Origin of the sequence: Chryseobacterium barbadense (assembly GCF_042849955.1) — a bacterium.
In the GTDB taxonomy this organism is placed as follows: Bacteria; Bacteroidota; Bacteroidia; order Flavobacteriales; family Weeksellaceae; genus Chryseobacterium.
The window spans coordinates 1-22217 of record NZ_BAAFHL010000040.1 but is presented as its reverse complement, the minus strand read 5'-3'; the positions used below and the strand labels follow the sequence as shown (position 1 = coordinate 22217).

22 protein-coding genes are annotated in these 22217 nt (G+C 35.8%); 13 read left to right on the top strand and 9 right to left on the bottom strand.

Going from position 1 to position 22217, the window contains the following annotated elements; genetic code table 11:
* The 12 genes from ACGHIN_RS13080 to ACGHIN_RS13025 form a co-directional block, all read left to right on the top strand.
* On the top strand, window positions 1-243 hold a 243-nt coding region (locus ACGHIN_RS13080), incomplete at its 5' end, for a DUF4268 domain-containing protein (protein ID WP_390454201.1).
* 385 nt (window positions 244-628) lie between these two features.
* Window positions 629-1690, top strand: coding sequence for a 3-oxoacyl-ACP synthase III family protein (locus tag ACGHIN_RS13075; RefSeq protein WP_390454198.1), 1062 nt, complete (start codon window positions 629-631; stop codon window positions 1688-1690).
* A gap of 353 nt (window positions 1691-2043) precedes the next feature.
* The gene (locus ACGHIN_RS13070) at window positions 2044-2472 is read left to right on the top strand and encodes a cold shock domain-containing protein (RefSeq protein WP_390454195.1); all 429 of its coding nucleotides are present in this window, start codon (window positions 2044-2046) and stop codon (window positions 2470-2472) included.
* Between the two features lie 130 nt (window positions 2473-2602).
* Window positions 2603-3028: a DUF1801 domain-containing protein gene (locus ACGHIN_RS13065; protein WP_390454192.1), complete on the top strand. Its 426-nt coding sequence runs from the start codon at window positions 2603-2605 to the stop codon at window positions 3026-3028.
* Window positions 3029-3106: 78 nt separating this feature from the next.
* Window positions 3107-3676 carry a Crp/Fnr family transcriptional regulator gene (locus tag ACGHIN_RS13060; protein WP_390454189.1) on the top strand — a complete coding sequence of 190 codons (570 nt, stop codon included), beginning with the start codon at window positions 3107-3109 and terminating at the stop codon, window positions 3674-3676.
* Window positions 3677-3753: 77 nt separating this feature from the next.
* On the top strand, window positions 3754-4491 hold the full coding sequence (locus ACGHIN_RS13055) for an SDR family oxidoreductase (RefSeq protein ID WP_390454186.1): 738 nt from the start codon (window positions 3754-3756) through the stop codon (window positions 4489-4491).
* 163 nt (window positions 4492-4654) lie between these two features.
* On the top strand, window positions 4655-5494 hold the full coding sequence (locus ACGHIN_RS13050; protein WP_390454183.1) for an SDR family oxidoreductase: 840 nt from the start codon (window positions 4655-4657) through the stop codon (window positions 5492-5494).
* Window positions 5495-5820: 326 nt separating this feature from the next.
* Window positions 5821-6735 carry a helix-turn-helix domain-containing protein gene (locus ACGHIN_RS13045; protein ID WP_390454180.1) on the top strand — a complete coding sequence of 305 codons (915 nt, stop codon included), beginning with the start codon at window positions 5821-5823 and terminating at the stop codon, window positions 6733-6735.
* A 511-nt stretch (window positions 6736-7246) separates the two neighbouring features.
* The gene (locus tag ACGHIN_RS13040; protein WP_390454177.1) at window positions 7247-7600 is read left to right on the top strand and encodes a helix-turn-helix domain-containing protein; all 354 of its coding nucleotides are present in this window, start codon (window positions 7247-7249) and stop codon (window positions 7598-7600) included.
* 148 nt (window positions 7601-7748) lie between these two features.
* Window positions 7749-9203 carry an SEFIR domain-containing protein gene (locus tag ACGHIN_RS13035; protein ID WP_390454174.1) on the top strand — a complete coding sequence of 485 codons (1455 nt, stop codon included), beginning with the start codon at window positions 7749-7751 and terminating at the stop codon, window positions 9201-9203.
* A 150-nt stretch (window positions 9204-9353) separates the two neighbouring features.
* Window positions 9354-10778, top strand: coding sequence for an AAA family ATPase (locus tag ACGHIN_RS13030; protein ID WP_390454171.1), 1425 nt, complete (start codon window positions 9354-9356; stop codon window positions 10776-10778).
* Window positions 10759-11427: a hypothetical protein gene (locus ACGHIN_RS13025; protein ID WP_390454168.1), complete on the top strand. Its 669-nt coding sequence runs from the start codon at window positions 10759-10761 to the stop codon at window positions 11425-11427. The genes ACGHIN_RS13030 and ACGHIN_RS13025 overlap by 20 nt, the downstream gene beginning before the upstream one ends.
* Window positions 11428-11525: 98 nt before the next feature.
* Here the strand turns inward: ACGHIN_RS13025 and gldG are convergent, their stop codons facing one another.
* The 5 genes from gldG to kbl form a co-directional block, all read right to left on the bottom strand.
* The gene (gene gldG / locus ACGHIN_RS13020) at window positions 11526-13193 is read right to left on the bottom strand and encodes a gliding motility-associated ABC transporter substrate-binding protein GldG (RefSeq protein WP_390454165.1); all 1668 of its coding nucleotides are present in this window, start codon (window positions 13191-13193) and stop codon (window positions 11526-11528) included.
* Window positions 13194-13197: 4 nt separating this feature from the next.
* Window positions 13198-13926, bottom strand: coding sequence for an ABC transporter permease (locus ACGHIN_RS13015; protein ID WP_245141573.1), 729 nt, complete (start codon window positions 13924-13926; stop codon window positions 13198-13200).
* Between the two features lie 101 nt (window positions 13927-14027).
* The gene (locus tag ACGHIN_RS13010; protein ID WP_390454161.1) at window positions 14028-14582 is read right to left on the bottom strand and encodes a CopD family protein; all 555 of its coding nucleotides are present in this window, start codon (window positions 14580-14582) and stop codon (window positions 14028-14030) included.
* Window positions 14583-14594: 12 nt separating this feature from the next.
* Window positions 14595-15023 (bottom strand): hypothetical protein, encoded by a 429-nt coding sequence (locus ACGHIN_RS13005; RefSeq protein WP_245141577.1) that lies wholly within the window; start codon window positions 15021-15023, stop codon window positions 14595-14597.
* A 9-nt stretch (window positions 15024-15032) separates the two neighbouring features.
* Window positions 15033-16229 carry a glycine C-acetyltransferase gene (gene kbl / locus ACGHIN_RS13000; protein ID WP_390454158.1) on the bottom strand — a complete coding sequence of 399 codons (1197 nt, stop codon included), beginning with the start codon at window positions 16227-16229 and terminating at the stop codon, window positions 15033-15035.
* A gap of 160 nt (window positions 16230-16389) precedes the next feature.
* On the opposite strand from kbl, the gene ACGHIN_RS12995 reads away from it, so the two are divergent.
* Window positions 16390-17268 (top strand): cupin-like domain-containing protein, encoded by an 879-nt coding sequence (locus tag ACGHIN_RS12995; RefSeq protein WP_390454155.1) that lies wholly within the window; start codon window positions 16390-16392, stop codon window positions 17266-17268.
* Window positions 17269-17298: 30 nt separating this feature from the next.
* On the opposite strand, the gene ACGHIN_RS12990 is transcribed toward ACGHIN_RS12995, so the two are convergent.
* The 4 genes from ACGHIN_RS12990 to ACGHIN_RS12975 form a co-directional block, all read right to left on the bottom strand.
* On the bottom strand, window positions 17299-17871 hold the full coding sequence (locus ACGHIN_RS12990; RefSeq protein ID WP_390454152.1) for a TlpA family protein disulfide reductase: 573 nt from the start codon (window positions 17869-17871) through the stop codon (window positions 17299-17301).
* A gap of 16 nt (window positions 17872-17887) precedes the next feature.
* Entirely contained in the window at window positions 17888-19807 is a 1920-nt protein-coding gene (locus ACGHIN_RS12985; protein ID WP_390454149.1) for a M1 family aminopeptidase, read from the bottom strand.
* Between the two features lie 85 nt (window positions 19808-19892).
* Window positions 19893-21362 (bottom strand): D-alanyl-D-alanine carboxypeptidase/D-alanyl-D-alanine endopeptidase, encoded by a 1470-nt coding sequence (gene dacB / locus ACGHIN_RS12980; protein WP_390454146.1) that lies wholly within the window; start codon window positions 21360-21362, stop codon window positions 19893-19895.
* Window positions 21363-21524: 162 nt separating this feature from the next.
* Window positions 21525-22217 (bottom strand): helicase-related protein (locus ACGHIN_RS12975; RefSeq protein WP_390454143.1); only part of this gene is annotated, 693 nt, incomplete at its 5' end.

Here is a 22217-nt window from a genome sequence, read left to right as displayed (position 1 = left end):
GCCTATTATGAAAAGATATGGTCTCTGGAAGATATCCTGAAAGATTTTATCGGGGATTTTCAGAAAGAGGAGTATCATACGCTGGAAAATGGGAAAGTGATCAGCAAAATCTGGGTAGAAAAGCACGGTGTTTCTATTTTCAATAAGAATACATGGCAGGAAACTTTTGAATTTTTTGTAGAGAAAATGGATGGTTTTGAAAGGTTTTATTATGAATATGAGGATTTTATAAAGGATATTTAGAGTTAGCTTATGACAATTATTTTGAATTATTTTTCAGATTGCTCTTAGAAACTTTTTATATAATTGTTGAAATTCTGTTCAGGAAATATTGAAGTGGCTATCCATTTTATTTTAGCAAGATCAATCCGTTGCACAAAGCTATATTCTGTCTTATTTGACCATACTTATACAAAGGGAAGCTACAAATTTTTTCTTTTTGACACATGCTTTTTAGATCACCTCAGAAAAACTTGGGAAATAATCATAATCTGGAAAGATATTCTGGTTAGCATATAAAGATCTCAAAATAAATCATCATTTAGAAGATTATTTATTTTTAATAGACTACTTTTATCCTACAGTTTTCAAAAAACACAATCTCTTCATGTATTTATAATATTTCCAGATGACAAGTAAAATTATAGGAGTGGGCAATTGCATTCCATCAGAAACCATTACCAACATATTTTTCAATAAGCATATTTTTCTGAATGAAGAAGGAATCCTTTTGAAGGATAATAACGAATCTATTACCGAAAAATTGAAAAAAATCACCGGAATTGAGGAAAGAAGATATGCAGGTAATGATCAGACGGCTTCAGATTTGGGTTTCATTGCGGCTCAGTCTGCCATTGAACATGCAGGAATTGATCCCGAAACATTAGACTACATCATATTTGCTCATAATTTTGGGGATGTACGCTTCGGTACGGTGCAGTCTGATATGGTTCCCAGTCTTGCAGCCAGGGTGAAACATTCTTTGCAAATTAAAAATAATTTCTGCATTGCCTATGATGTTTTATTTGGCTGCCCTGGCTGGATTGAGGGGGTCATCCAGGCGAATGCTTTTATCAGATCCGGTATTGCCAAACGCTGTTTGGTGATTGGTGCTGAAACCCTTTCCAGGGTGGTTGACATCCATGACAGAGACAGTATGATTTATGCAGATGGTGCCGGTGCGGTGATCGTAGAAGCGAATGAAAATGATGATTCCGGGATCAAATCCCATGTTTCTGCTTCCTATACCCTTAATGAAAAAGATTTTCTGTATTTTGGAAAATCATATAATAATGAAAGCTGTCCGGACATCAAGTATATTAAAATGGATGGGAGGAAAATCTACGAATTTGCTCTTTCGCGTGTTCCTGAAGCCATGAAAAAATGCCTGGATGAGAGTGGTTATTCTATTGATCAATTAACGAAAATCATCATTCACCAAGCCAATGAGAAAATGGATGAAGCCATTGTCAGCAGATTTTACCAGCTGTACAATTATCCTGTTCCGGCTCACATTATGCCTATGGTTATTCAAAAGCTGGGCAACAGCAGTGTTGCAACCATTCCTTCATTGCTCACGATGATCTTAAAGGGTGAACTGGAACACCATACGATTGAAAAAGGTGATGTGGTCTTATTTGCATCCGTAGGCGCAGGGATGAATATCAATGCTATTGTTTATCAATTTTAGAATACGTTTTATTTCAATAGTATTGGTGCTTGTTTGTTTTATAATTCATGAAAAATCCGACATTGCAATAATATACAAATATATTTTTGATAATCAACTATTTAAATAAGCTTTTATTGATTTTATTTAGAGTATCTTTGCGAGGTATTTACAATCGGTATTCGCCTTTTACTGGCTGTCATAGTTTAAAATTTCATTTTTTCCTTTTCAGTTGCCTTTTTAGAGGGTCTTTTAAAGCCGTTGCAGATAAGAGCTTGTTACCAATCTGTTTACAGAGTAAATTTCTACAGAAATGTATAAATACCGTTGCTAAACAAACATATAAAACAATTTAATCAAAATAAGAATAATTTATGGGAGACTCCTTCTCTAAAAAAGAAAATTTCAAGAAAAAAGCACAAAAACAAAAAGAAAAAACACAAAGACGCGAAGAACGTAAAACAAACAACAACAAAGGCAAATCTTTGGATGATATGCTGATGTATGTAGATGAATATGGAAGAATCACTTCCACACCACCTGAAGAACGTAAAGAAGCAGACCTTAAAGACATCCGTCTGGGAGCTGCCCCTATTCTTCCGGAAGAAACCGTGAAAACAGGAATCGTCACTTTTTTCAGTGAAAAAGGATATGGTTTCATTACCGAAGACGAAACCAAGGAAAACATTTTTTTCCACACCAACGATTGCGTGAAGCCTGTGAAAAAAGGGAATAAAGTATCCTTTGAAAAAGAAAAATCACCCAGAGGTTTTTCTGCAGTTAATGTAGATCTCGTAAAATAATACATTATTATATAATATATATGAAATGGTGGCTTTTAGTAAACCACCATTCTTTTTTATTGTTAATTTCAGGAATTCAAAATCCAGGATCACCCATCGTTTATTCAAAAATTTATTTCATTTTTGTCAGATGGACACACTGGATCAAATCGAAAACTATATTTCCAACCAACCGGAACCCAAACGCAGCGATATGCGTGAGCTTCATACCCGTATTCTGCAAATGATGCCGGAGTGCCAATTATGGTTCCTTGATGGTAAAAATGATAAAAATGAAACCGTTTCCAATCCGAATATCGGATATGGATCTTATACGATGTACTATGCAGGCGGAAAAACCAGAGAATTCTACAGGATTGGAATGAGCGCCAATACAACTGGGATCTCTATTTACATCATGGGAATTGAAGATAAAAAATTCTTAACTCAAACTTATGGTGAAAGAATAGGAAAAGCGAGTGTGACCGGATATTGCATCAAATTCAAAGCGTTGAAAGATATTCATATTGAAGTGCTTGAAGAGGCAATACGGTATAGAGTCGAACAGACATTATAATTGTTTATCCAATGTTCTTTAATGTCATTTTTTGCCAAATGGCAAATGTCTTTACATTACCTTTGTTTACCTTGCAGTATGAAAGAGTTATTTGATTTTATTTTAAGATTTGGAAGTCTGAATCAGCAGCAGATGGACCTTATTGCAAGTAAGGCGACAGAACTGCACCTGTCTAAAGATGAGTATTTTTCAGAAGCGGGAAAAATTGCCAGACAGGTAGGATTCCTGGTAGACGGTATCTTGAGGGTCTGCTATTACAACAATAAAGGAGAAGAAATTACCAAATATTTCATCGATGAAAATAATCTGGTAGTGGATCTGGAAAGCTTTGATAATGAAATCTGCTCCAGCTCTTATGTAGAAGCCGTTACAGACTGTAAGCTTATTGTTTTCCAAAGAAAAGACTGGCTTGAGCTTTTGCAGACCATTGTAGGCTGGGATGCCATTGTGCACAAAATTACTTCACGGGCATTGATTCAAAAAGTAGAAAGAAGAAGTCCGCTTGTTTCCGAAGATGCTACCACCCGATATCTGAAATTTCTGGAAATCTACCCTAATGCCATCAACCGCATTCCTCTTTCCTATATTGCGTCTTACCTGGGCGTTACCCAATCCTCGTTGAGCCGGATAAGAAAAAATATACGCTGAAAACGCTTTTTGCCAAATGGCAAATGTTATCCTGTTTAATTGACGGAATTTTACACCAACAATTAAAAACAAAAGAAATGCAAACAGTACTCATCACAGGAGCCAACAGAAGCATTGGCCTGGAAACCGCAAAACAACTTTCAAAAAAGGGATTATTTGTTTATTTGGGAAGCCGTGATCTTGAAAAGGGTGAAACCGTTGTCAAAGAGCTCCATGAAAAAGGATTTCAAAATATCAAAGCCATTGAGATCGATGCCACTCAACCGGGATCTATTGAACAAGCTAGAACTATTGTGGAAAAAGAACAGGGAAAACTGGATATTCTCATCAATAATGCCGGGATTTTAGGGGTAAATCCGCAAACAGCCACCGAAACTTCCGTTCATGACATTAAAGAAGTTTTTGAAACCAATTTCTTCGGAGTCATCAATGTTACACAGGCTTTTTTACCTCTTTTGAAAAAATCAGACAGCCCGAGAATCAGTAATATTACTTCAGGGCTGGGTTCCTTAACCTTACACAGCGATCCGGACTGGAAATATTATCATGTAAAATCTGCAGCTTACGGACCATCAAAATCAGCTTTGAATGCCTATACCATTGTTCTGGCCTATGAATTAAGAGACCTTCCGTTCAAAGTGAATGTCATTGATCCCGGTTATACCGCCACAGATTTCAATGCGCACAGCGGACCTGGTTCTGTAGAAAGTGCGGCATCTTTTATTATCAAACATACTCTGACTGATGAAAACGGACCTACAGGTCAGTATTTCAGCAATGATATTGAAGATGAAACAGGAATAAGCCCCTGGTAAAATGTAAGATCAATAAGTAAAGAGAGACCGTTGTGTTTCTCTTTTTTATTAAAAAACGGAGCACCCACGATTCAGATACATCATTCGTTGATTTGGCTACATTTTCCATCTTATAACGTTCCATCTTTGTACCATCAATTAAAACAAATAAAAATATTTAAAAATGGAAACAAAAAATGTATGGTTCGTGACAGGAGCTTCAAAAGGTTTAGGACTTTCTTTGGTTAAAAAATTATTATCTGAAAATTACCAAGTAGCGGCTACCACCAGAAATGCACAATCTCTAATTTCTGAAATCGGGGAAGCTTCAGGGAATTTTTTACCGCTTGAAGTCAATTTAACAGACAACAACGATGTGAAGTCCGCCATTGCAAAAACAATTGACGCTTTCGGACAGATCAATGTCGTGGTGAACAATGCAGGGTACGGACAGATCGGGACTTTGGAGGAACTTACGGATGAAGAAGCAAGAGCGAATTTTGATGTGAATGTTTTCGGAACCTTAAATGTAATCAGAAACGCGATGCCTCATCTTCGTGAGCAGCAATCCGGAAACATCATCAATATCTCTTCTATCGGAGGATTTTCCGGGAATTTTCCGGGTTGGGGAGTCTATTGCGCCACCAAATTTGCCGTAGCAGGATTTACTGAAGCATTGGCTGAAGAGACGAAAGATTTCGGAATTCATTCAACCGTAGTATATCCGGGATATTTCCGTACGGATTTCCTGAACAAAGGTTCCATAAAAACACCGGAAAATCCTATCGAAGCTTATGAAACGGCAAGAACCCTGGAGCAAGCGCATCTTAATGACATCAATGGAAATCAGCCGAACGATCCGGACAAGGCCGCAGAAGTTCTGATCGAGATCAGTAAACAAGCTAATCCACCGGTACATTTCTTATTGGGTGTGGGAACAACCGACTACCTTGATAAAAAGATTGAAATCATGACCAAAGATGCCCAAGATTGGAAAACTTTGACAGAAGCAACTGCGATTTAATTTAACTTTTGAACCATTAAGGTTTAGTGAAGAAGTTAAGAATAGTAAGAAGAGCTTCGCTTTTAGCTTACAATCAGAATGATTCATCTTAACTTACCTTATCTTCTAAATTATTCTTGATGGCAAATATTTTCAAACGCAAAGAAATCTTCATAAAGTATATTTATGAAGTGAGCAAAGAATTCAATCAATAAAATTGATTGTAAGAAGCCAGCTTTATCAGCGACGTAGTCGCTATCCTTTGCTCACTTACATAAAAAGATAGAAAATAAAAACTTTGCGTTTTGAACCATTAAGATTAAAATTAATTAAATAACTTAGTCATTATGAAAGAGACATTCCGCTTCAATTCTATTTCAGATTTTCATGCTTTCTGTGGTCTTCCGAATCCTGAACATCCGCTGATCAGCCTGATCGATTACAGCAAGGTAAAATATCCCGTGAACGATAATGAACTGAAATGGGTGCAGAACTTTTACTCCATCGGCCTGAAACGCAATGTGAATGCCAAGTTCAATTATGGACAGCAGGAATATGATTTTGATTCCGGCGTGTTGTGTTTTGTTTCTCCGCTCCAGTTTTTAAGCCTGGAAATGAAACCGGAGGTGGAAGTGGAACCCACCGGATATTTATTGCTGATCCATCCCGATTTTCTTTGGGGAACATCCCTGATCAGGAAGATAAAATCTTACGAGTTTTTCAGCTACCAGATCAATGAAGCGCTTTTCCTTTCGGATAAGGAAGAGAGGATCATTGTGGATCTGTTTAAAAACATTGAAAAAGAATATCAGACCAATATTGATAAGTTTACGCAGGATCTCATTGTAGCCCAGCTTGAATTATTCCTTATCTACTCCGAACGTTTTTATGAACGCCAGTTTTTCACCCGGAAAAAATCCAGCCACGAATTGCTGGTACGTTTTGAAGAAGTTCTTTCCCAATATTTCGACAGCGGAAATCTCCTCGAAAAAGGAATTCCCTCCGTAAAAACCATTGCCGAACAGATGAATATTTCCCCGAATTACCTGGGAACTTTATTGCGGATTCATACCCGGCAAAATACACAGCAGCATATCCAGAACAAAATCATTGATTCTGCCAAAGAACGCCTGAGCACAACGAGTCTTTCGGTGAGTGAAATTGCGTATGAACTGGGATTTGAGCATCCGCAGTCTTTCAGTAAGCTGTTTAAGCAGAAGACGAACCAGTCGCCGGGAGAGTTTAGGAAATTGTTTAACTGAAACTTGTGGTTTCTGATAAGTGACGACTTTATTGGTAAACCATTAATGGTTCAAAACGCAAAGTTTTTCATTTCACGTTATATTCTAAGGTAGCAAAGAATGGCGACTACGTCGCTTATGAAGCTGGCTTCTTACAATCAATGTATTGATTGAATTTCTTTGCTCACTTTTTAATATCCATCATGAAGATTTTCTTTGCGTTAAATAAAAGCTTACAACGAAGTTCTTCTTACTATTCTTAACTCCTTCACCCAAAATCTTAATGGTTCAAAACGCAAAGTTTTCATTTTTATCCGTTATTATTTAACAATGCAAAGAATAGCGACTACGTCGCTTATAAAGCTTGCTTCTTACAATCAATTTCATTGATTGAGTCCTTGCTCTACTTTAATAATCGGCAGCAAAATATATTTCTTTGCGTTTAAAAAAATTTTATCCCACATACCACAGATTCCAAAATTTTGCCTCATTTTTGTCTATATTTGTACAAAGCACAGATAAAAGAACGTATATGGAAAAGCTAAGAAATCTAAGAAAACAAAGAGGATACACCCAGGAATATATGTCTAAGATCATCTCCACAGATGTCTCCAACTATTCCCGAAAAGAAAATGATGAAGTAAGAATCTACGACGATGAATGGGAAAAACTGGCTGCGGCTTTGGATGTTCCGGTGGAAGAGATTAAGGAGGAAAAACCTACAAACGTTATCAATAATCACCCTGTTTTCCATGATAATTCTGGTAACTTTAATCAATATCACAGCATTCCTGATTCTATTGTAGAAAACTTGCAGAGCTATATTAAAATTTTGGAAGAGAAGATTGTGGCTTTGAAGGAGGAGAATGAGAGGTTGAAAAAATAAATACAGAAAAAATATATAAAATGAGGGAAACCGTAAGGTTTCTCTTTTTTTTGTTTATAGTTTTAGAAATTAATATATTTCTGAATAATTTGAATTGACACTATATATAATCAACGGAACTTACAAACAATTTTAAACAATAAAATAAATGACGGAAACACCTAAAATATTCATTTCATATAGTTGGACAACTCCTAATCACGAAGACTGGGTAATTAACTTAGCAGAAAGACTAGTTTCAGATGGAGTTGATGTTGTTATTGACAAATGGAATTTAAAAGAAGGACATGATAAGTTTAACTTTATGGAGACAATGGTTAAATCAAATGACATAAAAAAGGTTCTAATAATCCTTGATAAAAAATATTCAGAAAAAGCTGAACAAAGATCAGGCGGAGTAGGAACAGAAACACAAATTATAAGCCCCAAAATATATGGAGATGTTTCTCAAGAAAAATTTATTCCAATCATTGCAGAAAAAGATGATAATGGAAATGCTTATGTGCCAACATTTTTAGAAAGCAGAATTTACATAGATCTTTCAGAGCAAAATAATTTTGAAGAGAACTATGAAAAGTTGTTACGAAACATTTTTCAAAGACCAGCTTACAGTAAACCAAAACTAGGAAATGCCCCTTCTTATCTATTTGAAGAAACTCCTATGACTCACAAGACTTCAAGCATTTTAAGAAGTTTTGATAATCAAATAAGTAAAACACCTAATCGTATCAATTCAATTACAAGAGAGTTTTTGGATGTTTTTTTTGAAGAGTTAAAAGGTTATTCTGCAAACATAGAAGGGGCAAAAGATACTTTAACAATTGGGAAAATCATTCACGATAATATAGTTTCTTACACTCCTTTGCGTAATGACTTTGTTTCATTTCTTGATAAGCTTTTAAAATCGGAACTTGAATTTGACATTGAATCATTTATTAAATTATTTGAAAAACTACCATTACTGAAAAGCCCTTTGGATGAAAGCAGAAGCAGTTGGAGTAGCAGTGAATTTGATAATTTCAGATTTTTTATGCATGAAGTATTTTTGTACACCATTGCTGTAGGGCTAAAGAATGAAAAATACGAGTTTATAGAAGAAATTTTAAATTCCAATTATTTTTTCCAAAGCAGATATTACAGCGGAAATGAAGCAAAAAGATTTAATGAAGAACTATACAACTATGTTGAAATATTTGATCAATACTACAAACAAACATATTCAAAAGATTTTTTCAGCCCAATGGCGGACTTGATTATTAAAAGATTACCTGAAAATATTAGTTTAGATAATCTTATTAATGCCGACTTACTTATTCACTACATTTCTTCTATCGAAAACCTAAGATGGTTTCCGATAACTTATGTTTATAGAACTAGAGATATCAAAAAATTCGATTTATTTTCCAGAATAGTATCAAAACGCCATTTTGAGAAAGTAAAAATACTTTTCAACGTAAATTCTGTAAAGGAACTGCAAGACAAACTTACTGCTCTAAAAATAGCAGATAAAGGGCAAGGCGGAATTGGTTATTCACATTCATTTGATAGAGTCAGTCCAATATATCAACTTATAGAAATTGATAAAATTGGAACACTACGATAGAATAAACTCACGACATTTCTAAAAGTAAATGCAAAAAATCCGAAATATATAAAATAAAGGAACATTTATGATTTCTCTTTTATTTTTTATCAATTTGTTTTAAGATAATTTAAATATTTACTAGATTTAAACTTAACTATATATTTGAAAATGTCCAAAGGAATTAGAATTACTAATGTTAGAATTGGAAAAGAAATATTCCCGATTAGTAATGAGAAAATATTTAATCAAGAAAAAAATTTTTACACTGTTATTATTGGCAATAATGCAAGTGGGAAAAGTAGATTTTTAGTTAACATTTTAAATGTTTTTAGACAATCTCTAAATCAAAGATTAAAATCGACTAATGAGAATGTTCATATTGAATGCTTTATTAATGGAAAAAAAGAATTAATAACTAATGACAGTTTTATAGTTAAGGATATAAATGAAATCAACTTGCTTACTATTTCAAATAGTTTATTTGACAAATTTCCACATGAAGTAAAAACAGACAAAAACTATGCTTATATAGGAGTAAGAGTAAAAGGCATAAATATACATAAAAGAGCAATTATAAATGATTTGATGGATGTTTTTAATGAAAATTTAAAAGATCAATCATTTATTATTAAAGCAAAACAGTTATTTGATTTTCTTAAAATAGAACCTATTATTCAAATTAAATTAAGAAATACATTTAATACATCTTTGAATCGTTCTGATATAATTAAATATTCCAAGTCTGTTGAATCACTACAACTTTTTTTAAGAGATTTATCAAGACAAAGTTTTTTTAGGCAACAAGCCAAAATAATTGAAAAATATTCTGAAGATATTGATTTTTTAGAAGGTTTCATAAATTTTATAAATTCTAACTCCGATATTTTAGTAAGAAGTCCCAAGAATAAATTACATTATCATTTAGAAATTAACCTTAACAAATCAAATGATAAAAATAAAACCTTTTTGACTGAGTATAGATATATTACTCTTCTAAGAAGATTAAATTTTTTAACGTATGATTCTATTATATTACAAAAAGGTAATATAGAATTTGATATTCAGGATTCAAGTACTGGCGAGATAGGAATGTTAATGACTTTTTTAAGAGCAATTCCTGAATTAAAACCAAACTCACTTATTTTTATAGATGAACCAGAAATAAGCCTTCATCCATCTTGGCAATTAAAATACATTGATTTATTAAAAAAATTTTTAGAAGGCTACTCAGGTTGTCATGTTTTAATTGCAACTCATTCTCATTTTATCCTTTCCGACCTAAAAGAAAACTTTAGTTCTGTTGTAGTTCTCAACAATAATAACGGGAAATTCTCTGCTGAACTAAAAAAATACACACCTTTTGGATGGTCACCCGAAGCTATTTTATATGATGTTTTTGGGGTTATTAATGTAAGAAATCATTATTTCGAATATGATTTACGACAGATGCTTTCACTAATATCCAAACGATCAAAAGATTATAAAAAAATAAATTATTATTTAAGGAAGTTTAGTCAATTTAATTTAACAGATGGTGATCCATTACATGAAATAATAAAAGAAGCAGAAAATTATGTCAAAAACAAAGAATAAAGCTTTTTTATTTCAAAGTCTGAATGGTAAGTTTTTTAAGTATTTAAAGAAAGAACAAATTATCATTGATACTTTAAAACCCTTAACCGGAGGTGAATGGGATGGAAAAATTAAAGTTGGTTGCAAGGTTAAAAGAGTAGATAGAGACAATTTAGTTATAAACATTAAAAAAAAAATTGAAAAGCTTCAAGGAAAACATTGCATTTATTGTGGTTTGCATGAGAATTACTGTGGCCCCCTTGAGCGTGAGCATATTGCACCTAAAGGCAAAGGAAGTTATCCCGAATTCATGTTTGAGCCATTAAATCTCGTTCTCGCCTGTCATCATTGTAATTATGATTTGAAAAAAGAAATAAATACAATTAATAAAAAAAGTAGTGATTATTCTAAATGCACTTTTAACATAGTTCATCCATATTTTGATAACATTTTCGACCATATAAAATTTGCTGTAAAAAATGGACAAGTATTGATAAAATCGGCACCTTATTCTAGAAAAGGGAAAGCCTATATCCAATTATTTCAACTCGATAATGTTCATAAGACTGAAAAGAGAAGTGGTTTGCTTCTTGTAAAAGAAATTAAAGTATTGGATAAATATGATTCTATATTAGATATAATACTATCAAAAAAATACCTGAGGTCCTAGTTAAAATCATTAATATTTTATGTCCAAATTATACAATAACTCTCTCATCATAGTATCATAATAAAAACCCGGAAGAAAAAATCTATCCGGGTTCTTATTTATCCAAACTTCCTCTTCCTCAACCAGAAGAACAATCCTCCTAAAGCACCTATCACCACTAATGGGAGCAGCAAATTAAACCATTGCCAGTTGCTTTTTTCTTCGGTAATTCTCTGGCGGTCCAGAAGCCTTTCTTCGATGTTTCTGTTTCTTAATTCCATCAGGTTGCTGTCATCTAATAGATAATCCAGTGCATTTCTTAAAAACTGTTCGTTTCCAAACTGCTCGTTGGTTAACATATCTACGCCTAATGGTAAAGGTTCCCCTTTGATCACTTTGTTTCTTCCGACGTCTCCGTCTGCAATGACGATCATTTTATTTTCCGGGCTTTGTCCTTTGAAGCCGGGGTAAGATTTTCTTTCAATCCTTGAAGAATAGGCAGATGTAAATTTGCCTTCCAGTGCTACGGCGTAGATTTTCGGGGTACTTGGTTTTTCCATTTGTCCAAGGCTGTCTACGCTGGAAATTTCTTTTAATTCCACGTAATTCGGAACCTGCTTCAGCAATGTTCTTTCACTGGATTCAAAAAGAACGTGAGTTTTGATGTTCTTTCTTCCCAAAGTATCAATGGAAGTCGGGAACTCAAATTTCACAGGATTGATATTCTTGGTGATCGGGTGATCTTTTTCAGCAATTCCAAGCGGATAATACGGCCATGGAAGGCTTGTATATTGCGGGTTTCCACTCACCTCTCCTGTTACCAGCCTTAATAGCGCAAATTTCTTCACATCCTTTACCAAAGCAGGATTGATCCTGATTCCATAATTAAAGAAGAAATCCGTCATATTGTTATCTACAGGGAAAGGCATTATTTTTTGGGACCTCATCAAGGTATCCATTTCAGCATTTACGGCATCGATCATCCAAAGAGTTTTTCCGCCGTTCATGATGTACTGGTCCAGAATCACTTTTTCATTATCCGTAAATGCTTTTCTTGGCTTCGCAATCACCAATGCGCTCATCTGTTTCAACAAAGGAACATCGGCAATAGTAAGCTCAGTCTGATTTTTAGGAATAATAGGACCTGCGTCATAGCTTTCCAGTGCCAAATGCATGAATCCCTGGAATTCATCCGGACTCAATTCATCCTGATTCACCAGAATTCCGACTTTCTTTCTCTTATCCGTTGCTACGTTCTTGATATTGGAAACGAGGTTGTACTCTAAATTTTCAATGGATTTGGTAAGCTGTTGATCGGCATCAATCCCCGCCTGCTGTACCACCAAAGGAATGGAAATTCCGTTTTTATTATACTTGATCACCGCATACGGAAACAGTACGATCTGTGAAACCTTCCCGTCCTTTACATCAGGCAATACGGAAGGCTGCATTCCCATCGCCATCAAAGTATCCTGGGACATTTTGGTTTTGATAGGGTCTATGAATTTGAAATCTATTTTCGGATTCACCTTTCTGAATTCCTCCAGCAAGAATTTGGTTTCGCTCTGAAGCTGCTTGAAGCTTGCCGGGAAATCTCCCTCAAGGTAAACCTCAACCGTTAATGGTTTTTTAACCGATTCCAGTACTTTAATGGTGTTGTCTGAAAGGGTGTATCTTTTTTCTTTTGTTAAATCCAACCTGATCCCTGAAATATACAGGATCACCGCCAAAGGCAAAATAACAAACAGTAAAATTCCTACCGGTGACTTGAATGATATCTTCTTCATGATCTTACTTCTTTTTATTGATAAAATGATTGGACAATGCTAAACAAACACCGATGATCAGAACAAAATAGGCTACATCTTTAAAATCAATCAACCCTCTTGTAAAGGCTAAGAAATGCTGATAAAACCCGATGTTCTGTAATATAAAATCTGCTCCGCCTAAAAGCTTATAACTCGCCAGTTGCTCGATCCCGAAATACATGATGAAACACATGAAAACGCCCAGTAAATATGCCATGATCTGGTTCTGCGAAAGTGAAGATGCTAAAATCCCCACTCCTGAAAATGCTGCGATCAGGATGATCAGTCCGATATAACTTCCGAAAGTCATCCCCAAATCGATATTTCCTTCCGGAACTCCCAAAACATATACCGTATAAAGGTAAACCAATGACGGAATCAGGCATAAAATCCCGACTACCCAAACAGAAAGGAATTTCCCGAATACAAGATCAGATACTTTTAAAGGCTGTGAAAAAAGCCAGTATAAAGTTCCGGTCTGCTGTTCTTCTGCAAAGGTCTTCATAGAAAGTGCAGGAATAATGAACATCAGTAACCATGGAACCAGAACGAAATAGCTCTGTAAAGACGCCATCCCGATCTCGAAGATATTGGAATCGTTATCGAAAAAAAACAGAAAAAGAGCCGCAATGAGGCTGAAAGCCGCAATGATGATCCATGCGCTCCAGTTCCCGAAGTAACTCCAAAGTTCTTTTTTAAAAATTGCAAACATGTTTTTGAGTTATGAGTTTTAAGTGATAAGTTATGAGTTGTCAGTTACTGGTTGCTGGTTTTAAAACCAACTTATACCTCAACACTCATAACTTATAACTACTATTTTTTATTTTTTTTATTCTTATTCACCAGCTTCACCGTCATCATGATCAGAACTACCAGAACGAAAAATCCTGCAATTAATTGCCACCAGTATTCGATCACCTGATATTTTAAAATCACGGTGAATACCACCAGGAACAATATAAAGGTTGCTATTTCATTGGCTTGTCTCAGCTTGATATTGGCTGTTTCAAGGGTATTTCCGTTAAGCTGTTTCAATTGAAGGACTTTTTTCCAGCACCAGTAATGATAAATTGCCAAACCTATAAGGAAAGTAAGCTTCAGATGAAACCACGGAGTTTTCAGCAAGCCTGTATTCAGAAAGATCATAATGATTCCGCAAACGGCCATAATCACCCCAGCCGGAACCGTAATAATGTTCCATAATCTTCTGGCCATGAACGTATACTGTTCTCTTAAGATGGCTTTCTTTTCTTCGGCAAATTCATCCGTATCCTTATAGTAAACAAAAATTCTCACGAGATAAAAGATTCCCGCAAAATAGCTTACCATGAAGATAATATGTAAAGCTTTGATGATGGTGTAAAGCATTTATATAAACTTTTAAATATCTGAAATTTTACATCGACTATCTACACTCAAGAGATAATCAAAGAATTTACGCTTTGACACTTTTATATTATAGTAACTTGCCTGTATAATGAAAATTCCCAAGGCTAAAATAATAGCCATTGTGTAATATTCATTTTTATAATACATATAAAATGCAGCCAGAACTATAAACAAAAGACTGATTATTTGCAAAAGCCCTAATCCAACAGTTAGCTGTAAATTATTTCCTTGGTCAAAACTTCCCTTAAAATCCGGAGAATATCTGCCTAACAGTTTAATTTTAAAACCATTTTCAGAAACGTTTCCAATAAAATTCTTAGGCAAATTGGAACGGTTTTCCAACAAACTGCTTTTTATATTTTCTAAAACAGTCTCTTTGGATTGGGAAAATTCTATTCTGTAGCTAGATTTAAAAAGCATTCTGATAGTTTAGGAAATCACGCCAAGCTCCTTTCCTACTTTTTCAAAAGCAGCAATCGCTTTATCCAAATGTTCTCTTGTATGCGCAGCAGATAACTGAACTCTGATTCTCGCTTTTCCTTTCGGTACTACTGGGTAGAAGAAACCGATCACATAGATTCCTTCATCCATAAGCTTTTCAGCCATTTTCTGGGAAAGCGGTGCATCGTAAAGCATTACCGGAACAATCGCAGCATCACCATCAGGAATATCAAATCCTTTCGCTTTCATCTGTGTTCTGAAATACTCAGCGTTTTCCATTACCTTATCTCGAAGTGAAGTATCATCAGAGATCATATCCAACACTTTTAAAGCAGCACCTACGATTCCCGGAGCTAAAGAGTTGGAGAATAAATAAGGTCTTGAACGCTGTCTTAACATATCAATGATCTCTTTCTTACCGGAAGTAAATCCTCCTAAAGCACCTCCTAAAGCTTTTCCTAATGTAGAAGTAATAATGTCTACTCTACCCATCACTTCATTCGCTTCATGAGTTCCACGTCCTGTTTTTCCGATGAAACCTGTTGCGTGGGAATCATCTACCATTACTAACGCATCGTATTTATCCGCTAAGTCACAAACTCCTTTTAAGTTGGCAACAATTCCGTCCATTGAGAACACTCCATCCGTTACGATGATTTTGAAACGGTGATTTTTCTCGGATGCTGCAATTAACTGAGCTTCCAGATCAGCCATATCATTGTTTTTATATCGGTATCTTGCCGCTTTACAAAGACGAACACCGTCAATAATAGAAGCATGGTTTAGTTCATCAGAAATAATAGCATCTTCTTCTGTAAACAAGGGTTCAAAAACCCCTCCGTTCGCATCAAAACAAGCTGCATAAAGAATAGTATCTTCAAGTCCTAAAAACTCAGCGATCTTTTGTTCCAATTGCTTGTGAATATCCTGGGTTCCACAGATGAAACGAACAGAAGACATTCCATACCCATGAGATTCAATCATATCCTGAGAAGCTTTCATTACTTCAGGATGGTTGGATAATCCCAAATAATTGTTCGCACAGAAGTTCAGCAGCTTTTTTCCATTCGCTTCTATTTCTGCGCTTTGCTGAGAAGTAATAATTCTTTCTCTTTTATAAAGCCCGTCGTTATCAATATTTTGAAGTTCGTTCTGTAGATTTTCAAGATACTTTTTAGAGATCATTTTTAGTAAATTTTAAGATGCGCTAATTTAGTAAAAAGGCGGTAAAGTATCAGCTTTATATCCGTTTTATTCTGAATGTTTCTATGAATGAACAAGATTTTTCTTAATAGTCTATAAATTTAGTAGACTAATTGTTATATTTGTTCCAAAAATCAGGGAAATGAGATTATCACCGGTACCAAAAATCAAAAGTATAGCCCATAAAGACTTTCTTTCCACTTATATGAAGCCTGCAAAACCTGTCATTTTAGAAGACTTTATGGATCCTGAAAGCCCCGCTTTCAAAAAATGGAATTATGAATATTTTAAAAAAGTAGCCGGAAATCATATTGTCAATATTTACGGAAGTGATCTTGATTCTTTGGACAGAGTAGCCAGCAAACCCATCGGGCAAACCTCATTTGCGGAATACCTGGATCTCATTACGAACTCTCCTACCGAAAAAAGGCTATTTTTATTCAATTTATTAAGCCTGAAACCTGAGCTTAAAAATGATATTATTTATAATGATGTGACTAATGGAAAAATATTAAAATGGCTTCCTTTCATGTTTTTCGGCGGTGAAGGCTCTATTACCCGCAATCATATTGATATAGATATGTCACATGTATTCATCACCCAATTCCAGGGTATCAAAAAGATCTGGCTGTTTCCCTGGGAACAATCTGACCTGATGTATAAGCTCCCTTACAATTTCCATAGCATCACCAATATCAAAGAACCCGATTACCGGGAGTTTCCGGGACTGCTTTATTTAAATGGTTATGAAGCCGTTATACAACCGGGAGAAACCCTTTACATCCCTTCCGGGTATTGGCATTATATCCAATATGAAACAGAAGGCTATTCCGTTTCCGTAAGGGCATTGCCTTTTAGCTTTCTTGAAAAATGGAGGGGCTTTAAAAACATGATCCTGATCAGAAATTTCGATAATGCAATGAGGAACATCTTCGGAGAAAAATGGTTTGCCTTCAAGGTGGGAAAAGCCAAAAGAAAAGCTAACCGGGCTATAAAAAAACAAAAAAGCTTCCATATCTGAAAGCTTCTCTATATATATTAATCATTAAAATTATTGTAACAATGGAATTACTGTATGCGATAACATCTGCTGAACGTTCTCTTTATTCTTTTTATCCAATTTTTTATAATCTTTCCAGTTAGTTACCATCACAACTTCCCCCTGATGATTGACTACGATAAATTTGGAAAAATCCGGAATCGCTTCAAATTGAGGCGGAGTGATCTGTGTGACAAAAGTTTTGTTGCGTTTTTTAACTCCCCCTTGATACACTGAATTTTTTAATACCACGATTTTAGCGTTTTCAGATCTGTCTTTCACTCTGTTGATGGCACTTTGAACCCTGGGATCGTCTTCTCCTTCCACCAAGACAACATACACATCGGTATTGAAATCCTTTTCAAGCTTCAGAGCATCCGGAAGATGTTGAATGCAGGGAACGCACCAGCTCGCTAATGTATAAAAGACCGTTGTCGGTTTTCCGGAGTTTTTGGCCATACACAAAAGATCATTTTTATCAATAGCCGGAACATTGATGTGTTCAGATTTTTTTAAGCCACAGTCGTTCTGCTGAGAAAACAAAAATGTGCTTCCCAGTAAACAGATTACTCTTAACAATTTCATGGATATCAGCTTGCTCTTAATATTTAATGAATTTAACGGTCTTGTCTTGGATTGAGAAAATATAGGTTCCCGGAACCAATTCTGTAATGTTGATTGATTTATTCGGTTGATATACCGACTTTTTCACCAATCTTCCGTCTGCAGCATGAATGGTATAATCAGTTGTCTTATAAATTCCCTTTACATACAGCTCATTCTTAGCCGGATTTGGATATAGGGCAAAATTTTCCGTATCAACATTAGCCGTACTTAAAGTAGCATCCTGAGTCACCGTTGAATTTCTTTCAAGCATCTGATATTCATAGTTAAACTGAACACTTGCTACCGGAAAGGCAACCGTTTGTGTAAAATATTGGTTGTTGGAAGTATTATTTAAAGCGAAATAAGCCACCTCTCCCCCTGTTCCGTTCACTTTCACAGGAAGTGGCATTTCGAAGAAGCTTACTGAAGCATGGCTCTGGGTCTGGGAGACCTTAAAAGTAATCTGATTTCCGGACTGTTTCCATCTGATATCATAAGTAGGATACCCCTGTCCATATACCCAATCATTAAAAAATTCAGTAAAGTCTTTCCCTGTAGACTGCAGTAGCGAAGCATTAAGATCGGCCGTTCTTACGTAGTTATAGGCCAGGTTCGGTCTGGCATGATAATCCTTAATAGCCTGATAAAACACTGTTTCCCCAAGAATCCATTTCATCATTCTTACAATATAACCTCCTTTCGCATAGCTCAGTCGGCTGTTAAAAATAGTATTCACGCTCGCCAGATTGGCATCTGCAACGTAGGTACTTCCTCCAAGGGAATTGGTCACAAAATCTTTCTGACTTGCCAAATAATTCATGAAATCCGCATTGGACATGATCAGCTTTTCATTGGCCAGATGTTCTCCAAAAGTGGCAAATCCTTCGTTCAGCCAGATATCATTCCAGGCACCGCAGGTTACTTTATCTCCGAACCATTGGTGAGCCAACTCATGTGCAATAAGCCCCTTACTCCAGCTTCCCATAGAACTCATTGTCTGATGCTCCATTCCCCCACCGGGCATAAACTGCATATGTCCGTATTTTTCATTTCTGAAAGGATAAGGTCCGAAATAGGTTTCAAACGTATTCATGATCTGCTTCGTCCAGTCTATATTGGCCATGCTTGTTGCATCAGCTGCCGTAGCCGGATATACATAATTGATAAACGGGAAAGGCGGGTTTCCTATCGTATCATTCAGTTTAACGAAATTCGTAATCGAAAGCGCAGCCAGATAAGCCGCCATAGGATACATGGTTCTCCAGAACGTTAATTTATTGGCTCCGATAATGGTTTCAGACATCAGTTTACCATTGGAGGCAACACTGTATTGAGAAGGAGTGGTAATTTTAAAATCAAAACGTTCTATTTTATCATTAAGGCTTTGCTTGGTGGGAAACCAATCCTGAGCTCCGTATGGTTCACTAAGCGTAGCAAGCATCGGAGTTCCACCCTGGGTTCCATTGGTAAAAGCCCCATTGGTTGTAGGGGGTGTTCCCGAATAATGGATGGTTAAAGAAACCAGTACATTGGCTTGCAAAGCAGATGGAAAATCAATTTTCACTTCTTTAGTGGCAAGTTGTTGGAAGCTAAGATTAGTTCCATGATATTGTACCTGAGAAACCGTTAAAGAATTCACGAGGTCAAAATAGATACTGCTGATATTCTGCGTCGGTTTGAAATGGGAAGTTACAGATCCGGAAATATTAGCCACAGCAGGGTCCAGGGTAACATCCATTCTCTGATACTGAAGATCATAATTTAACGTATTGGGATTGATATTACCTACACCCATCTTATGGGTATAGGAATTCATTTCCTTGGCCATCAAACCTTTTTTATCTATATTTTCATTCTGTGCGTAGAATGAGTGAAACGCAAAAACGCTCAGAACCCAAAAATATAATTTCTTCATAATACAACTTTTATATTCTCAAAGATAAAAAAAACCTTCTAATCATTGATTAAAAGGTTCTTATATAATTTTAATTACTTATTCATTAAAGGTCTAAAGCCGGCTCAAGAATTTTTTCCATTCTTTTCTTCACCATATCTACAGAACCCGAATAGTTATTTACCAATAAGGAGAACACCAGTGTTTTTCCTGAATTGGTCTTCATATATCCTGCCAATGTTTTTACTCTGTTCAAGGTACCTGTTTTAGCAAAAATCTGCCCGTTTCCGGTCCCGATGAACATTTTTTTCAATGTTCCTGATTGACCTCCGATCGGCAATGAAGTAAGATAAGTTTTATAATACTTCTCATCCATTAAAGAAGTCAGATATTTCACCTGAGAAATCGGAGTTACCAGATTGCTTCTTGAAAGGCCGCTTCCGTCTACATAGCTCAAGCCGTTCAGATCAAAAGAAATATCTTTTAGGTGTCCGGTTACCACAGCTCTTCCTGATTCTGAAGTCTGGTCTCCCAGTTTCTGGAACCCAACAGTTTTTAATAAAGCTTCAGCTAAGGAATTATCACTGTGTTGATTGGTATAATATACAATATCTCCTAATGTAGGAGATTTATAGGCAGAAATCATTTTTCTATTTTCAGGAGTAGCATCCGTCATTTTAGGAGTTACTTTTCCTGTAACCGCTACACCACTTTTTACCAAAGTCGTTCTGAACGTATTGGCCAGATAAGCAGGTGCATCCGGTAATTTTGTGGTTAAAATTCCCTCTCCGCTATACTGATCTGCATATACCATTTGGTTCACATACGGAGAAATGTAGAAATACTTTTTCTCTGTTGAAAAATTACTTCCTTTTTTGATCAGTTTTTCGTTAGCCGGGCTGATTTCGCGTGTAGTTCCCACAGGCAGGTAGTAATTACCGTTCTCTAGCCAAACAACATTTTCCGGAAGCCTTGAAATAGTACCTTTGAAAAGCGCTGTCTGAATAATGATATCACCATTTACCTTTTTGATTCCCACATTGGAAATTCCGCTTACGAAGTCCGAAACAATATCTCTGTATGAAGAAGCACCGGCTTTGTTCGTCCCTAAAGACGGGTCACCGCTCCCTACGATATACAGGTTACCATTCAAAACTCCATTCTCATCAATACTTCCTGAGTATTCCAATTGTGTCATCCAACGGTAGTTTTCACCCAGCAGGCTTAAAGCTGTTTCTGTAGTTAATAACTTGGTGGTGGAAGCAGGAACTAAAGGAGTATTTTCATTATACGAAGAAATTACTTTCTTCGTTTTAGGGTCATACACTACGAATCCCCAGTTTGCATTTTTCAGCACGGGGTCGGACATCATTGTGTTTACATTAATGTCTACAAGTTCTTTCGGCGACAAAATCGTTTTTTCCACAACCGAAGTTATGGGCGAAGGCAAGTTTAGATTACTTTTCTGATTGTCGTAAGCCGGAGAGTACAGAACTGTAGATACGGTAGTCTGAGCAAGGAAAAATCCGGATGCTATTACCGCAAAGCCTGAAATATACTTTCTGAAATTTACCATCTATCTTCTAATTTGTTTCTATGTTTGGATGCCATAAAAACGATTTGGTTAAAATCATCAATAAAAGAGCCAAACATTAAATCAACGATCAAAAGTAGAAATTATTGTCAGAAAGCTGAACATTAGCACCTTATAAAAGTGTGTAAATTTTGTTAAAAATTGTTAAAAATCCACAAAAACGTCTTTTTTGATGCTTTGATAAGCAGTAATATCATCAAATTCATTCAAACTTATCAAAACCAGGTTTTTGAACTTCTCGTAGTTCTTTCCTCTTGGAAGTTTGAGCAGTATCTGAAACTGGTACAGGTTGTTAAGTTTTGCAATCTGAGCTCTTTCCGGGCCTAGAATACAGTCTTCCGGCAAATATTTCCTTAAAACTGAGCCTAAGAATTGGGAAGCACGGTTTACTTTATCTTCCCGGCGGTGCTTTAGCTCAATCATGATCAGTTTGGTGAATGGCGGGTAATGGAATTTCTGGCGTTCTTTCAGGAAATACTCATAGATTTTCACTGCCTCATTCATTCTGATCAGCTGGAAAACGGAATGATCCGGATTATACGTCTGAATCAGCACTTTTCCTTTCCCGGAAACTCTTCCCGCTCTTCCTGAAACCTGTGTGATCAACTGATACGCTCTTTCCTCCGCTCTGAAATCCTGAACGTACAATAAAGAATCTGCTTTGGGAATTCCTACCAGTTCAATATGATCAAAATCCAGCCCTTTGGAAATCATCTGGGTGCCTACAATTATATCGGTTTCTCCTTCTTCAATTTTTTCATATAATTTTTCGTAGGCAAACTTCTTTCGCATGGAATCCACGTCCATTCTGTCTACTTCATGATCAGGAAACAGCTT